Source organism: Mucilaginibacter sp. R-33 (assembly GCF_049949235.1).
In the GTDB taxonomy this organism is placed as follows: Bacteria; Bacteroidota; Bacteroidia; order Sphingobacteriales; family Sphingobacteriaceae; genus Mucilaginibacter.
This window is the reverse complement of record NZ_CP188089.1, coordinates 605,440-621,796: the sequence shown is the minus strand read 5'-3', so window position 1 is coordinate 621,796 and position 16,357 is coordinate 605,440. Positions and strand designations below refer to the sequence as shown.

The window sequence follows — 16,357 nt, the reverse complement described above, 5'->3', positions numbered from 1 at the left end:
GGTTAAAAAGTCACGAGTACGCCACGCTTTCTCAACGCTGCATACCCACGCCAGTTGGGGAGAACGTTTGCGGTAGCGGGGCAACGGTGGTTAACGTTGATTGGGATACTCCAATAATAACTTGTATTCAAGTTGTTTTACATCTCCTTCCATCTTACTTTCTCCATTCTGATATAATAAAATCACTTCAATTTTTAAATCTTTCAAGGCACTTGCAATTTTATCATCAGGAATATCGAAGTTAAAGCGCATTGCATTTATCTGCTCATTGGGATAAATTGTAGTCTTACCGTTTGAAGAAATTTTCATTCTATTATTATTTAGACGTGTAAATTCATATCCTTGATACTGATCCCATGTTATATTAATGAGATTATAGTTTATGAAATACACGTTAACTTTAAAATCAGATTCGATTACATCTCCTTCGTTAAGGATATCTACTTGAAATATATGTTTAATTCTTCCAATCGGGTTGCTCCTATCATTCTGCCTCCCGATTGACCACTCTTTTAAAAGGAGTTTGGATTTTAGTTTCCTACCATAAGATTCTCTTACTTCATATTCTTCCATCATAACAGATTCAAAATTAAACCGTTTATAGAAGCGTTTGTCTCTACACATGTGAGGTGCATCGTAGCTTTTAGGGATTTTGACTACATAGATACTTTGATTGATATTCCCTTCACTTCTAATAGGATAAATCTTTAAATCTGCAATCCTTTTCTGTACTGATGAATTTATCGTCTGTTCTAACCACTCCTTTGTGTATATGTTTCCATCGATGTATGATAATCCCGAAGCTTTATGATTTTCTTCTTTAACGCCATAAATTATTATACCTCCATCCGAGTTTGCGAACGCAGAAACATCTTTGGAGATCTCTTTCTTTTTTCCATCGCTTTTGTCAAAAGATCCGGCTTCTTTAAAATCTAAATGAATGGATTCTTCGACTTCATTGTCGATTAATGAAATGATATCTTCAAGGTAATATTCTGTTTTATTTTGAAAGTCACTCATGGCATAATGATGGGTTTAGTGTATATAATATAAATCTTTTTAGGACTGAAGATCAATCTACTCTATATCGTAAGGCTCTAATTATTAATATAGGTATCAAAGTCAACTAAATCAATGTCATCATTTTTTATCGTTCTTACGAAATGGGTCTTTGAGTTGTAAAGAAACCAGTATCCATTAGTTCTTCCAGCAAAATGGTATGTTTGGCCAGTAATTATCTTTTGCCCGGATTTTAGTTTTAAAACTGCATGAAGTTGATGATTTGGCTTCTGCAAGGTTGAATAGCTGGCTAAGCTATCAAATAGTGCATACCAAATGGCTAATATAAATATGCCGACAATACGATTATCCCTAAAAAAATCGCTTCCGGTTTCTTTAGCTCGCATCCTAATTAAAACATAAGCAGAAATTAAAATTATAGTCCACCAATATTTTAGTACGAAAGTTAAGCTAATACCCGTTCGTATGATTGGATCATTTTGATATCCATATATCATAAGAAATATGGCAAAACAATATAGAAGGCTTACATATCCCCATTTTTGTAGACCTATAATTTTCTTGCTTTCGATTAGCTGATTAGCAGCCTCAACACTTCCATAATATAATGCCCACCAAATAGCTGTAGGAGCAACTAATGCAATATCTGCTATCTCGAAATATTGAAATATAGGTATGTGAAGTTTTAAGTAGTAATAAATGTAATTTCGTATTAGCGAAAAAACTACCGCTAAAGCTATAGCAATTCCAGTAATCTCACCAGTGCTTGTTATGCTTTTATCTAAGCTGCTTGATACTTCATTTTCTTCGTCGTCAGACATGTGATAAGGATTTTAATAAAGATATGTAATTGATATAATTATAATTCGATATACGAATAGATTTTTATTTATATCAAGTTTCTTTCTTTAGCTCTGCAAGTAGTAAAACCCGTCCACAACCCGTCCATAAGATAGTAACACAAGTACACGGATGGACAGAAGCTTTTTGTGTTTATCGGCATTGTGCGCAGGCAGCGTTAGATTGTAGTGAAAAGCCCACAGCGCGGGTAGGCATCGGGGCAGGCAAAGCGAGGACTTGTAACGGAAAGCCCGGGCCGCAGGCAACGCCCACATCATCCAATCAAAAAAAACTAACAACAAACAGCTTACGCTCAAATCAATATAAGAAATAAAGCAATCCCAACTACACAGATCGGCTCTCTCTATCGGGGATTGCTTCTTTCTCGCAATGACGCAGTGGAGAAATATCGGCTTACGGCCTTATCCCCTTCACAAACCCATCAATCTTATCCATATAACCTTCCTCGCCTAAAAGCTTCACAAATTTGCTGCCTATAATTGCCCCATTGGCATAATTACATGCTTTGGCAAAGCTGCTGCTATCGGTAATCCCGAAACCAATAATGGTTGGATTCTTTAGCTTCATGGCCGTAATGCGTTTGTAATATTCTTCTACACTATCACTCAGTTTCAGGTTGTAACCGGTTATGGTTGATGACGACAGCAGGTAGATAAAGCTGTTGCTCAGTTCATCAATTTTGCGGATGCGCTCTCCGGATGTTTGCGGGGTTACCAGGAATATATTGCTCAGGCCGTTATCGATAAAATGTGACGAGTACATCTTTTCATATTCATAGATCGGCAGATCGGGCACAATAATGCCGTCAACACCTACCTCGGCAGCCTTTTTACAAAACCGTTCAACACCATACTGTGCAATGGGATTAAAATAGCCCATGAGCAAAATAGGAATACTTACCCTGCTGCGTAGTTCGGCAAGCTCTTCAAACAAAACTTTAAGGCTCATGCCATTTTCCAATGCTACCTCTGAGCTATGCTGAATAGTTGGCCCATCAGCCACCGGATCAGAATAAGGGAAACCGATCTCCAGGAAATCGGCACCTGATTTTTCAAGGGCTTCGGCAATATCAACTGTAGTGTTTAGTGCAGGATAGCCTGCGGTAAAGTATATAGATAACAGGTTGTTATTCTTTGATGCAAAAAGCTTGTTTAAACGGTTCATGATATAGCCGGTTATTGTATTTTTATTTGTTTGTTATGGCACCCGGGCCATAAATTCTATTTTTATAATATCTGTTTCATCGTTAAAAAACGATGGTGATGTTGTTTTGGTGAACCCTATTTTAAAGTTATCACTTACCGATTGCAGATTAAGCTGATAGCCGCCAAATTCGGTTTGTACGTAGCAATCCTCTCCTTCAAGCAATTGCCCTTTAAAGTGGAATTGTCCGTTAAAACTCTGCCCCATCTGTCCACCTCCAAAACCATCCACGTTAAAATTCCTTTTAATGTCGATGCCTAATTGTGCAAAAAGCTGCTTTATCTCCTCTGGAAAAAATTCATCTCTTATGCTGTCAAAATATTGGCAATCTTCGCAACCGCAACTTTGGGTTCCGGTTACCTCTACTTTTTTATACAAAGCCTCGTTCTTAAGCCGGTCGGTCTCTAAGACCCAGTCGAGGTATTTTACTATTTCCAAATTAATAGCCGAAATAATTAATGTACGTATCCAGGTCCTTATCTCCCCTGCCCGAAATACAGATCACCACGTTATCATTAGCCTCAAACTTCATTTTCTCCAACTGTGCCAAAGCATGGGCTGTTTCAATGGCCGGGATAATTCCTTCCAGCTGACAGCAAAGTAAACCTGCCTGCAAAGCCTCCTCATCGGTAATACTTACATATTGTCCGCGGCCGGTTTTAAACAAATGTGCGTGCTGCGGCCCTATACCCGGATAATCCAGTCCCGCCGAAATTGAATAAGGCTCAACCACCTGTCCGTCTTCGGTTTGCATCAATATGGTGCGACTGCCATGCAGCACCCCTTCATCGCCCAAAGCTGTTGTAGCGGCCGATTCACCACTATTTACACCTTTGCCTGCTGCTTCAACAGCAACCAGTTTCACAGCCTCATCCTCTATAAAATGAAAAAACATCCCCATAGCGTTGCTGCCGCCGCCTACACAAGCCATCACATATTGCGGTAACTCCTTGCCGGTTTGCTCAAACAACTGCGCCTTTGTTTCCTGTGATATGATGGCCTGAAAACGGGCCACAATATCCGGGTATGGATACGGGCCAACCACCGAACCAATGATATAATGCGTATCAACCGGGTTGCCTATCCAATCGCGCAGTGCCTCGTTGGTAGCGTCTTTAAGTGTTTTACTGCCCGATGTGGCGGGTACAACCTTAGCGCCCAGCATTTTCATACGGGCCACATTTGGCGCCTGCCTTACCATGTCAATTTCGCCCATGTAAACAACGCATTCAATATTCATGAGTGCGCATACAGTAGCGGTAGCCACGCCATGCTGACCTGCGCCGGTTTCGGCAATGATACGCTTTTTACCCAGGCGTTTTGCTAACAGGATCTGCCCAATGGCATTGTTAATTTTATGCGAGCCGGTATGGTTCAGGTCTTCCCGCTTAAAAAATATGTTAGCGCCATATTTTTCCGAATACCTTTTGGCATGATATAACGGAGAAGGCCGGCCGACATAGTTTTTAAGCAGATCATCAAACTCGGCTTTAAAATCATCATCGTTTATGATATTGAGGTATTGCTCCCTTAATTCCTCTACGTTAGGGTACAACATTTCAGGGATATATGCTCCCCCAAAATCGCCATAATAACCTTGTTCGTTAACTCCGTATTTCATCTGTTGTGTTTTATTTTTGATGATTTTAAATGCCTCTTTTAATTTTTCGATATTCTTCAAGCCGGGCTCATTTTCAAACCTGCTGTTAAGGTCAACCCCATAAAATTGGGGATGTGTGATGTTTTTAACCTCTTTTATATTTTCCAGTCCCACCCCTCCAGATAAAAAGAAGGGAATGTCCAGTTTATATTGATCAAGAATAGCCCAGTCAAAAGTTTTGCCTGAGCCTCCATATTCTTTTGTTTTGGTATCGAACAGGAAAAGATCGACATTGTTGGCATAATCTTTTAACTGTTCAAAATCAAAATCTTCGTTAATACCAAAAGCTTTGATCACGGTTACCCTACCTTTAAAAGCAGCGCAAAACTCCGGACTTTCATCACCATGCAACTGAATCGCGTTAAAGCCATATTCAACGATCAGGCGATCAATATTTTCGGCGCTTTCATTTACGAAAACGCCCGTTTTTTGGATCGAGGCGGGTATAGTTTGCAACGCATCTGCCGCCAGGTTTGCCATATAACGGGGCGATTTGCCATAGAAAATAAAGCCTGCATAGTCGGGCTGCAAAGCGGCAACCGCATTAATATTTTCAGGATGTTTTAAACCGCAAACCTTTATTTTCATGGTTTAGTTTTGTAATAAAGTATTAAAACTCCTCAGCGCTTTTTTGCTTAACAATGCTTCTTCGGCTTCATAAAAACAATCACCAAAAGTTTTTTCAGGGCCGATGGTTTTAATGGCCAGCGCGGCGTTAGCCAATACTACATTGTTTTGTGCCAAAGTGCCATCGCCTTTAAGTACATTGCTAAATATTGCTGCAGATGCCTCAACCGTATCGCCGCCAACAATCTCTTTAGGATCAAGCAATTCAAAGCCAAGGTCTTCCACACTGTTGATCTTTTCGCCATCAGCAGAGAAAGTCTTAAAATCGCAGGTTAATGAGATTTCGTCATAGCCTTCTAGGGCGTTTATGATGGTATATTTTGTAGTTGATTTTTGGTAAAGGTAAGCGTATACCCTGGCAAGCTCCAGATTAAACACCCCCACCAGCTGATTATCTGGTTTAGCCGGGTTAACCATCGGCCCCAGCATGTTAAAGAAAGTTTTAACACCCAGCTCTCTGCGGATAGGAGCTACAGTTTTCATGGCCGGGTGGAATAACGGCGCATGCAAAAAACAGATATTCGCCTCATCGGTACTGCGTTTCAGCTTATCAACATCATTGGTAAACTGGTAACCCAAATACTCCATCACGTTTGATGAACCGCAACCCGACGACACCCCATAGTTACCGTGCTTGGCCACTTTATACCCTGCACCCGCAACAACAAATGAAGCAAGCGTTGAAATGTTAAAAGTATCTTTACCGTCGCCCCCGGTACCACAAAGATCAATGAGGCCTTCGGTTTCCAGGTTAACAGGCAGGCAAAGTTCCAGCATGGCATCGCGAAAGCCTTCCAGTTCTTCAACGGTAATGCTTCGCATACAATAGGCTGTCATGAAAGCTGCCATTTGCGCGTTATTGTACTTACCCTGCGCAATGTTTATCAAAATGCCTTTTGATTGTTCCCTGCTAAAGGTTTTGTGTTCAAAAAGATGATTAAGTATCTGTTTCATTTGCCCCCCAACCCCCTAAAGGGGGAGTTTATTGTTAAAGTTTTTGCCCCCTTTTGCCGTTACTCCCCCCTTAGGGGGCCGGGGGGCGAAGCATAAAAAAAGGGTTGCCGTATGGCAACCCTTTTGAATATATCTTTTAAACAAACATGGAATTGCCTTACGATTACTCGTTAAGCCACCACCAATTGTTGTTTAATTTTGTCATTGTTACTTGTTGGCACAAATATGTAAATAGTTTTTATAAAAACAAACAGAACAGTACATTTATTGAATTATTGATTTACTGAATTATTGATTTAGCTACTAAATTAGTAGAAGACCAGAGTAAACTGTAAACATTTTCTAAAAATCGATAATTCAATAACTCATAATTCAGTAATTAGCTCCATGGCTATACATAAAGAGAAAATTAATCCCGAAGATGATCTTGGTTTTGGTACCCAGCCGGTTATTAAAAGCCAGCCGGTTATAAATAAGGATGGTACTATCAATGTAAAACGTACCGGCCTTCCGTTTTTTACTACATCAAACAACTACCACTCGCTCATTACCATGAGCTGGCGCAAGTTTTGGTTCATTGTTTTTAGCTGCTATTTTATAGTAAACATTATTTTCGCGTTTATTTATTTTTCCTTAGGTCCTGATGTGCTTGACGGCAAAAGCGGCAATACCGATTTCGACCGCTTTATGGACGCCTTCTTTTTTTCGGCACAAACCATATCAACCGTAGGCTATGGGCATATCAGTCCCAGGGGCATGATTCCCAATACCATCGCCGCGCTCGAATCAATGATGGGCCTGCTGGCTTTTGCTTTGGCAACCGGTTTACTTTACGGTCGTTTTTCGCGCCCCTCGGCCAAGATCACGTATAGCCGCAATGTGCTTATCGCGCCCTATCGCGATGGCGGTAACGGTTTGATGTTTCGCCTGGCGAACGAACGCAGAAATATCCTCATCGACCTGGAAATGGAAGTAGTTTTCAGCTATAACGACGAGGAAAACGGCAAAACCGTACGTAAATTCTTCCAGCTCGAACTGGAACGAACCCGGGTTAGTATCTTAACCCTGAACTGGACAGTAGTTCATCCGCTTGATGAAAACAGCCCGATTAAAGATATCACACCCGAGGAGCTTGAACGCAGGCAAGCCGGCCTTTCGGTAATCCTGAAAACTTTCGACGATACTTTTTCGCAAACCGTCCATTCCCGTACTTCATACCAATACGACGATTTTGTATGGGACGCTAAATTTAAACCTGCCTTTGAGCGCGACGAAACAGGCCGCGTTGTATTGGATTTGAGCAGGATCAGTGCATATGATATCATTCATTAGGTCATTGCGTCATTAAGTCATTTTTTTTGCAGCGTAAGTACAATGACTCAATGACCTAATGAATGAATGACTAACGAAGAAGCGGGTCCCGTTCTTTGGTAAAATGCTTATAAACCATTTTATCTAAAAATGCCGGTATAAATTTACTCAGGGCCACAGTAAGTTTGCCCTGGCCGGTGAGGGTTAACGTGCGGACCCGGTTTTCAATGCCATCAACAATATGTTTGGCTACCTCATCACTGCTCATCATTTTTTGTTCTTCAAGGGTGCTCTCGCCTTGCTGTTTGCCTTCGCTGTTCAAAGCGGTGTTACGTATGTTTGATGCCGTAAAGCCGGGGCAGGCTGTTAATACATGTACCCCTGTTTTAAGATTTTCGATCCTTAATGAATCTAAAAAGCCGTTCATGGCAAATTTTGATGCCGAGTAACCTGAACGGCCGGGCAAACCCTTGTAGCCTGCTATAGATGATACGCCTACTATACTGCCTTTGGTTTTAGTAATTTCGGGCAGGGCATATTTGATGCAGTTAACCATTCCCCAAAAATTAACGTCCATCACATGTTTTAGCACATCCACTTTTGCATCCTTAAACAGGGCGCGCATAGTGATGCCTGCGTTGTTGATCAATACATCAATTTTACCAAAAGTAATAAGGGTTTGTTTAATAAGCTGAGCGCAATCATCTTCATTGGTTACATCACACTGTACAGCTAATGCTTTGATTTTATATTCCCGTTCCAACTGTTCGGTAAGCTGGCAAAGGGTAACATATTGCCTTGCCGCCAGTACCACATTGGCGCCGCGTTTGGCACATTCATAAGCAAGTGATTTCCCGATGCCCGACGAGGCGCCGGTGATGATTACAATCTTATCATTTAACTTCATACGAAGGAGGAATTAGCTGGGGGATGCCTTCCACCTTAAGTTCGGGCACCTTAAATAAATATTTGGAGGCGAAGATAATCATCGCCCCATAATATTCTTTAATGTGTGCCCAGCTAAATTTAACCTTGTTTTGTATGTTAAAATTGATGATATATGTTTTGGGGAAATAGTAGTTTTTAAACCCGGCAAGCCTGATCCGGTATGAATAATCGATGTCGTAGCCATAGGTATGAAAACGCTCATCCATTAATCCTACCTGGTTAAGTGCCTCTTTACGCAGCAGCATAAAGGCACCGTTGATGATATCCGATTCGGAGGTTTGAAACTCTTCAACCCAATCTTTACTTTGCGGGCTGGTAAGCCTTGATTTTGAAAAGTGTTTTGCCAGGCCGGTAAGCTTGAAAAAGGTTTCCCAGGGCTTGTTGAACCCGCGTTTTGATTCTTTCAAAAATTTACCTTCAGGAGTTATCATACGTACCCCCAAACCACCGGCGTCGGTATGCAGATCCATAAATTCAAGGGCCTTTTCTATGGTCTTCTTGCCTGTAATAGTATCCGCATTGACCAGTAAAATATACTCGCCCGTAGCCAGTTTAAGTGCATGGTTATATGCCCGGGCCATGCCCTCGTTTTTATCGCTGGCTATTATCTTTACGTCCGGAAATTCAGTATTTAACATGGCTATCGACTTATCAGCCGAAGCATTGTCGACCACAAAAACCTCGTGACTAATGTCCTGGGCAGCCCTGACCGCTGCATTCAGGGCAATTCTGAGCAGGTTGCAGGTATTATGGCTTACAACAACTATAGATAGTTTCATGCTATTTAGATAGTGAATTTTCGTACGGAACGCGGGTAGCTATGGAACGGCCCAAAGTTATCTCATCTACGTACTCTAATTCACCACCAAAAGCTATGCCACGAGCTATAGTTGTGATGGTAATATTGAAATTTTTTAATTTTTTATGAAGGTAGAATAAGGTTGTGTCACCTTCCATAGTGGCGCTGAGGGCAAAAACCACTTCTTTAACCTCGTTATCGGTGGTTGGCTTAAGACGTTCAACCAGCGTATCCACCTGCAAATCTGACGGCCCAACGCCATCCATTGGCGATATTAAGCCGCCCAGCACATGGTAAACGCCATTAAACTGATTTGTATTTTCAATAGCCATTACATCGCGGGTATCCTCAACCACGCAAATAAGGCTGTGGTCGCGACGGTGCGATGAGCAGATCTCGCAAACCGGCTGGTCAGAGATATTATGGCAAACCCGGCAAAACTGTATTTCGTTGCGAAGTTTGGTTACCGCGGTACTGAAACGTTCAACATCCTGCTTATCCTGGTTAAGTAAATGCAGCACCAAACGAAGGGCGGTTTTTTGACCTACCCCTGGTAATTTAGCAAATTCGGCTACAGCATTTTCCAGCAATTTGGACGAAAAGTTCATTGTGCGAAGGTAAATATTTTTTATGTGATTGCATTTTCCAACAATCACATCATCTCCACCGTCATTGCGAGGTACGAAGCAATCCCCGATTTGCAGAGGGCCATGTAAGGTTTCCCTGTAAAGTTCGCGATTGCTTCGTACCTCGCAATGACGGGAGCTAAAATACCCATCAAACAATAATTACCTTTTTTGAAAAAAGATTCCGACTTTAGAAAAAAACATAACACACATCTATGTCGCCAGGAGTATTATTGTCATTCATCATCGGTTATTTTTTGGTATTGCTAATCATCTCGTGGCTTACATCAAAAAAATCTTCGGATAACGACACCTTCTTTGTAGCCAACCGAAATTCCAAATGGTATTTAGTTGCCTTCGGGATGATAGGTACGGCATTGAGCGGGGTTACTTTTATCTCCGTTCCCGGTAAGGTTGGCACCGATGATTTTGCCTATTTCCAGTTTGTGCTGGGCAACGCCGCGGGCTTTTTCATCATAGCCACGGTATTGCTTCCTTTATATTACCGGCTTAAACTCACATCCATTTACAGCTACATTGAAGGCGCTTTAGGCGTTTGGAGCTATAAAACAGCTGCTGCTATATTCCTGGTAAGCCGGGTTATCGGCTCGGCATTCAGGTTATACCTGGTGGTTATCGTACTGCAGAAGTTTATTTTCGACAGCTACCATATTCCTTTTGCGGTTACGGTGCTTATTTGTTTGCTGCTCATCTGGTCGTACACCTTTAAGGGGGGATTGAAAACCATTATCATTACCGATAGTCTGCAAACATTTTTCCTGGTAACATCTGTTTTCCTGTCGATATATTTTATTTGCCAGAGTCTGCACATGAACATTTTTGAAGCTGCAGAGACCATCAAAAACAGCAGCTATTCCAAAATATTCTTCTTTAACGATTTTATGAGCAGCAAGCTGCATTTGGGTAAACAGTTTTTAGGCGCCATGTTTATCACTATCGGCATGACCGGGCTTGACCAGGACCTGATGCAAAAAAACCTTAGCCTTAAAAATATCAAAGAAGCGCAAAAAAACATGTTCAGCTTTGTTGGCGTTTTCGTGATCATTAACATATTTTTCCTGAGCGTAGGCGCTTTGCTTTACATGTACGCCGCTAAAAACGGTATCAATGTTACCAAAACCGATTACCTGTACCCTACTATAGCCCTGCAATATTTAGGATTGGTTCCGGCTATGATATTTATGCTGGGTTTAACAGCCGCCACCTTTGCCACTACCGACTCTGCTCTGACAGCACTCACTACCTCTTTTTGTGTAGACTTTTTAGGTTTTAACAAGCGCAAGGATGTGAACAGCAAAAAAATGGTGGCCGTGCGCCATTGGGTACACATTGCCTTTTCGGGGCTGATGTTTTTAACCATCATCATATTTAACGCCATTAATAATGATGCTGTAGTTAGCGCCATATTCACCGTGGCATCGTATACCTATGGGCCGCTGCTTGGCCTTTATTCATTTGGCCTGTTTGTAGGCAACAGGCAGGTAATGGATAAACTGGTGCCCTTCATTTGCATACTCTCTCCTGCTATATGTTATTTTTTAAATGCCGAATCAAAATCAATTTTAGGCGGATATGTTTTTGGTAACGAACTCATCATTGTAAACGGACTAATTACATTTATTGGGCTGTGGGTTACTTCGAGTCCGAAAGTTGGGGGAGTCCGTAAGTCGGAAAGCCCGGAGATCGGGTAATTAAAAAGTAAAACAACAAATAAACCGGAATCAATTTTCTTTGTACTTTGCATTAATTAATATAGAATAAAAACTTCCGGACTTTCGGACGTTCCGACTTCCGGACTAAAAAACACTTCCGGACTTTTGGACTCCCCAACTTCCGGACTAAAAAAAGAATATGACCGGAGAAGATAAAATAAGACAAGCTTTCGAGAACAAAAACTGGCAGGAAATTAAAGTTACCGACTCCTGGCAGATCTTTAAAATAATGGCCGAATTTGTTGACGGCTTTGAAAAACTGGCCAAAATTGGCCCATGCGTATCCATCTTCGGGTCGGCACGAACGCATACCGATAACAAATACTACCAGCTGGCGTTAGAAACCGCCCGCCTGCTTACCGAGCATGGTTACGGTGTAATATCAGGCGGCGGACCCGGTATTATGGAAGCTGCCAACAAGGGCGCCTATGAAAACGGCGGTAAATCGGTAGGTTTAAATATCGAACTCCCATTTGAGCAGTTCCACAATAAATATATCGACAGGGATAAGATCATGGAGTTTGATTACTTCTTTATCCGTAAGGTTATGTTTATGAAATATTCGCAGGGTTTTATCATTTTGCCCGGCGGCTTTGGCACTATGGATGAATCGTTTGAGGCCATTACCCTTATCCAAACCGGTAAAATTGCCCGTTTCCCAATCATTTTTGTTGGAGTTGAATACTGGAAAGGCCTGTTTAAATGGGTTGAAGAAAAAATGCTGAACGACCAGCACAATATCAATCCCGACGACCTGAACCTTTACCGCGTGGTTGATACCGCCGAAGAGGCTGTTGAGCACATCACCCGTTTCTATAACAAATACGTACTTAAGCCAAACTTTTAACAGGCAATACAATAAAAAATGCCGCTCCAACAGGGCGGCATTTTTGTTTTGATATAGTTTTAGGTTTGCAATCAGCTATTTCATGTTTTGTTTTGGCGTAGCAGCAACCTCCGCGGCAACCGGCGCTTTTGCCATGTCAATCATTGTGCTCACTTCATCTACCAGCCCATCAGCCGAGCCATCAAACCCCACAACCTTAAAGCGGACATTGCCGTTTTTATCGATGATGAACTTGGTTGGAATACCGGTTACTCCAAATTGTGATACCACTTTTGATTGCCTGCCATCGCTGCCTTTTTCATCTACCAGCACGTTAAAGGTGTAATTATTATCTGCAATGAATTTCTTTACGCCATCAATATAATTATCGCCGTTTTCCCAGGTATCAATAAACAGGAATTTCACATCCTCATCATCCTTATATTTATTTACAGCCATTTGCATCCCCGGAAAAGATGCTTTACAAGGACCGCACCAGGTAGCCCAAAAATCAACTATAACAATTTTGCCTTTTAAGTCGGCCAGCGAAACTGTTTTTCCCGCAAAATCTTTAAGGGCAAATTTGGCAGCAGGCTCGTTGATCATTTGTTTAGCCACCTCCTCTTTCTTTTTGTTTTTTGCAATAGCCGATAAACCGGCCAGGTATTGATCGTAACCTGCTTCATTGCCTTTTAAGCCCACATAGGCTTTTTTTAACTCGGTTGTTAAAGCCGGGGAAACTTTAGCTGCCTTAAATGCGCCTTCAATCACGTCTTTTGATTCAGCATATTTGCCGAGGGCATTTAAAATGAGTACGTAATGCTCGTTGGTAATAGGGTCGTTATCCTTGTTGTCTGTATAAACCTCTTTTTGATATTTAAGGGCCTCATCATATTTTTTCTCTTTATATAAAATGAACGCGTAACTATCAGCATACATGTTGTATACATCCTTGTTTTGCTTTTGCATGCTCTTTACCGACATAAACGGCGAAGCCTCGGGATGCTTCATTTTTTCAGTAACGATGTCCAATGATTGTTTTGATAGCTTTTCAGCCTCATCAAGTCGCTCATCTTGTTGAGCCCAGCCATAAGCTATGTTGTTATAGCTGTTTGCAATGCTTGATTTGTTTTGAACTTGTGCTGCATAAGCATTAAAAGCAGCAGTATTACCATCAGTCAAAAAGCCGGTAGCCAGCTGCCCTCGTATATAATCTATTCGAGAACCTTTATCAGTAGCCATAGCCGGGAATTTGGCTATATATGCTTTATAAAGCGAATCTTTTTTGTGTACGTCCTTCTCGCGTATCATGGCAAACTCCGCCTCGTTTTTTACGGATTCGCCGTTAGGGTACTTAGCTTTGATGATCTCTCCCAATGAATCGGCAGAGGCTTTTTTGTTGCGCCAGTTCAGGATATTAGCGGCCAGGATCAGATCTTTTTCTACCGTGCTTTTTTCAAGCGATTGAACCTTGGCGTTTAACATGGCCGAGGTAGCCGGGTCCTTTTTCTTGGCCAACAGGTAGTAATAATTAAACTGATAGGGCTTTTCGGCCTGCGGGTTAGTATCGTATTCCTTTTTAAACAAGGCCAGCCCTTCTTCAGAATCGGTTTTTATTTTGGCAAAATTACTGCCAACACCACTCGCCAATATGTAAGCTTTTGCTTCATAAGCACCCTGAACAGGTTTTTTATCTTTATAAATTAAGTATATGTACCCTTTGTCATTATTATTATCGATGTCACCGTTACTAAAAATCTTTACAAAAAAAGCTTTCGCTGCGGCAGGAATGGTAAAATCGCCGGAAAGTAAAGCGCCATTAGGTTTTAGTTCGATGTCGGCTGCGGGGTTATCTTTCCCATCAATGTAATATACTTCTGCGCTGATATCCTTTTTACCGGCAACAGGCGTACCCTCCGGATCATAAGTAATTTGAACTTTTTCAGTTGCCGATGGATAACTATCAGATAATGTAAGATGATTATTTTGTGCAAAAACAATCTGCACAGCCAGCAGTGCCGGCAATAGTAGCATTGATTTGTGTGGTTTCATAGGTTTAACTAATTATATAGTTCAAGTTAAATACAAATTATTATAAATACAATTATTTTAACAATTATTAACGTTAATAATTTATTTTGCGCCATGGATAAGTCCGCCAAGAATAAACCCCAGGGAGCTTTAGGCTTTATATTCGTTACTTTACTGATTGATGTGGTAGGCTTAGGGATCATCATACCTGTACTGCCCAAACTGATTGAAAAATTGATCCACGCCGGGTTAAGCGAAGCTTCGTTGTATGCCGGCTTTTTAACGCTGGCCTATTCGGTAATGCAGTTCCTTTTTTCGCCAATGATAGGCAACCTGAGCGATAAGTATGGCCGCCGCCCGGTTTTGCTTTGTTCCTTACTGGGTTTTGGCATTGATTATTTGTTCCTTGCCTTTGCACCATCCATATGGTGGCTATTTTTAGGCCGGGCAATTGCAGGCATTACCGGCGCCAGCTTCACCACAGCATCGGCCTATATAGCCGATGTGAGTACTCCCGAAAAGCGCGCCCAAAACTTTGGTATGATTGGCGTTGCCTTTGGCCTCGGCTTTATCATTGGTCCGGCAATTGGCGGTGTGTTAGGTAAAATGGATGTTCAATATCCATTTTTCGCTGCCGCAGGTTTGGCCTTTTTGAACGCCCTTTATGGCTTCTTCATCCTGCCCGAATCGCTGGATGAGGCGCACCGCCGCCCTTTCGATATTAAAAGGGCAAACCCGCTTGGCTCATTGCTGCAGCTTAAAAAATATCCGTCGGTTATGGGTTTGGCCCTATCGCTGTTCCTGGTATATTTTGCCGGGCAGGCCGTACAAAACGTTTGGACATATTTTACTTTCGAAAAATTTAAATGGGGCGAGGATACTGTTGGTTATTCCCTCGCCTTTATAGGCCTGATGATAGCGCTGGTACAGGGCGGCCTGATGCGCCTGATCCTGCCCAAACTGGGCATGGAACGTTGCATTTGGGTTGGCTTGCTGCTATATAGCATCGGCCTTATCCTGTTTGCTGTTGCAACCCAGGGTTGGATGATGTTTGCCTTTATGGTGCCTTATGCCCTTGGCGGTATTGCAGGCCCTGCGTTGCAAGGCATCATGACCAACCAGGTACCCGCCAATGAACAGGGCGAACTTCAGGGTGGCCTAACCAGCCTCATGAGCCTGAGCGCCATTTTTGGCCCCTGGGTAATGACCACTTTATTTTATTATTTCACCAACGATAAAAGGCCCTTCTTTTTTCCGGGAGCCCCCTTTATTTTAGGTGCAATACTGATGTTGATAAGCGCGTTGCTTGCTATCCGTAATTTCAAAAACGTGAAGAAAACCTCAGCAAAGGATGTGGATGCCCTGGCAACCTTGCATTAAAAGCCAAAAGCAGAATGCACAAAGCTTAAAGCTTTGCTGTTGTTGGTATTGTTGTCATACGTGTTTGGAAGATGAAATTATTGGGAGATTAAACAGAAACCATGTCATTGCAAGCAGCCATCAGGGGAAATCCTGAAAAAACCGTGATGTTGTTTAAAATATATTTTAGGGGACGATGAGCGGGAGCCGCGTTAGGGATTGCAGTGAAAAGCCCGGAGCGTGGATTGGGCTTGCGCGGGAAAAGCGAGGACTTGTAACGGAAAGCCCGGGCCGCAGGCAACGCCCATATTGTAAAATTGATAGATAAACACCCTCAACCTGCCGTTGTTGGTGTTGTCGCAAACAATCATGTCTTAATATCATGAATGCACTATTGCC

The 16,357-nt window shown here is 42.0% G+C and carries 14 protein-coding genes; 4 read left to right on the top strand and 10 right to left on the bottom strand.

Going from position 1 to position 16,357, the window contains the following annotated elements; all coding sequences use genetic code 11:
- Nucleotides 1–90: 90 nt before the first annotated feature.
- The 6 genes from ACP26M_RS02835 to trpD all read right to left on the bottom strand — a co-directional run bounded on the left by ACP26M_RS02835 (nt 91) and on the right by trpD (nt 6,325).
- A complete protein-coding gene (locus ACP26M_RS02835) occupies nt 91–1,020 on the bottom strand; it encodes an AlbA family DNA-binding domain-containing protein (protein ID WP_426585976.1) in 930 nt (309 codons plus the stop codon).
- Nucleotides 1,021–1,097: 77 nt separating this feature from the next.
- Nucleotides 1,098–1,841 carry a hypothetical protein gene (locus ACP26M_RS02830; RefSeq protein ID WP_426585974.1) on the bottom strand — a complete coding sequence of 248 codons (744 nt, stop codon included), beginning with the start codon at nt 1,839–1,841 and terminating at the stop codon, nt 1,098–1,100.
- A 433-nt stretch (nt 1,842–2,274) separates the two neighbouring features.
- On the bottom strand, nt 2,275–3,045 hold the full coding sequence (gene trpA / locus ACP26M_RS02825; RefSeq protein ID WP_426585972.1) for a tryptophan synthase subunit alpha: 771 nt from the start codon (nt 3,043–3,045) through the stop codon (nt 2,275–2,277).
- 33 nt (nt 3,046–3,078) lie between these two features.
- Nucleotides 3,079–3,522, bottom strand: coding sequence for a hypothetical protein (locus ACP26M_RS02820; RefSeq protein ID WP_426585970.1), 444 nt, complete (start codon nt 3,520–3,522; stop codon nt 3,079–3,081).
- 1 nt (nt 3,523) lies between these two features.
- Entirely contained in the window at nt 3,524–5,332 is a 1,809-nt protein-coding gene (locus ACP26M_RS02815) for a bifunctional phosphoribosylanthranilate isomerase/tryptophan synthase subunit beta (RefSeq protein WP_426585968.1), read from the bottom strand.
- 3 nt (nt 5,333–5,335) lie between these two features.
- Complete coding sequence (gene trpD / locus ACP26M_RS02810; RefSeq protein ID WP_426585966.1) at nt 5,336–6,325, bottom strand: anthranilate phosphoribosyltransferase; 990 nt, start codon at nt 6,323–6,325, stop codon at nt 5,336–5,338.
- A gap of 387 nt (nt 6,326–6,712) precedes the next feature.
- Between trpD and ACP26M_RS02805 the strand changes: the two genes are divergently transcribed.
- Nucleotides 6,713–7,657: an ion channel gene (locus tag ACP26M_RS02805; RefSeq protein WP_426585964.1), complete on the top strand. Its 945-nt coding sequence runs from the start codon at nt 6,713–6,715 to the stop codon at nt 7,655–7,657.
- 70 nt (nt 7,658–7,727) lie between these two features.
- On the opposite strand, the gene ACP26M_RS02800 is transcribed toward ACP26M_RS02805, so the two are convergent.
- Genes ACP26M_RS02800 through recR form a run of 3 tightly spaced genes read right to left on the bottom strand, consistent with a single transcriptional unit; the run spans nt 7,728 to nt 9,991 of the window.
- Nucleotides 7,728–8,543 (bottom strand): SDR family oxidoreductase, encoded by an 816-nt coding sequence (locus ACP26M_RS02800; RefSeq protein ID WP_426585962.1) that lies wholly within the window; start codon nt 8,541–8,543, stop codon nt 7,728–7,730.
- The gene (locus ACP26M_RS02795; RefSeq protein ID WP_426585960.1) at nt 8,530–9,363 is read right to left on the bottom strand and encodes a glycosyltransferase family 2 protein; all 834 of its coding nucleotides are present in this window, start codon (nt 9,361–9,363) and stop codon (nt 8,530–8,532) included. Before ACP26M_RS02795 ends, ACP26M_RS02800 begins: the two co-directional genes overlap by 14 nt.
- 1 nt (nt 9,364) lies before the next feature.
- Entirely contained in the window at nt 9,365–9,991 is a 627-nt protein-coding gene (gene recR, locus ACP26M_RS02790) for a recombination mediator RecR (protein WP_112654519.1), read from the bottom strand.
- A 233-nt stretch (nt 9,992–10,224) separates the two neighbouring features.
- On the opposite strand from recR, the gene ACP26M_RS02785 reads away from it, so the two are divergent.
- Together ACP26M_RS02785 and ACP26M_RS02780 are read left to right on the top strand one after the other, a co-directional pair.
- Complete coding sequence (locus ACP26M_RS02785) at nt 10,225–11,721, top strand: sodium:solute symporter (RefSeq protein WP_426585958.1); 1,497 nt, start codon at nt 10,225–10,227, stop codon at nt 11,719–11,721.
- A gap of 160 nt (nt 11,722–11,881) precedes the next feature.
- Entirely contained in the window at nt 11,882–12,589 is a 708-nt protein-coding gene (locus ACP26M_RS02780; RefSeq protein WP_426585956.1) for a TIGR00730 family Rossman fold protein, read from the top strand.
- A 75-nt stretch (nt 12,590–12,664) separates the two neighbouring features.
- Here ACP26M_RS02780 and ACP26M_RS02775 read toward each other — a convergent pair whose 3' ends face one another.
- The gene (locus ACP26M_RS02775) at nt 12,665–14,620 is read right to left on the bottom strand and encodes a redoxin domain-containing protein (RefSeq protein WP_426585954.1); all 1,956 of its coding nucleotides are present in this window, start codon (nt 14,618–14,620) and stop codon (nt 12,665–12,667) included.
- 93 nt (nt 14,621–14,713) lie between these two features.
- Between ACP26M_RS02775 and ACP26M_RS02770 the strand changes: the two genes are divergently transcribed.
- Complete coding sequence (locus tag ACP26M_RS02770) at nt 14,714–15,979, top strand: TCR/Tet family MFS transporter (protein WP_426585952.1); 1,266 nt, start codon at nt 14,714–14,716, stop codon at nt 15,977–15,979.
- Nucleotides 15,980–16,357 lie beyond the last annotated feature (378 nt).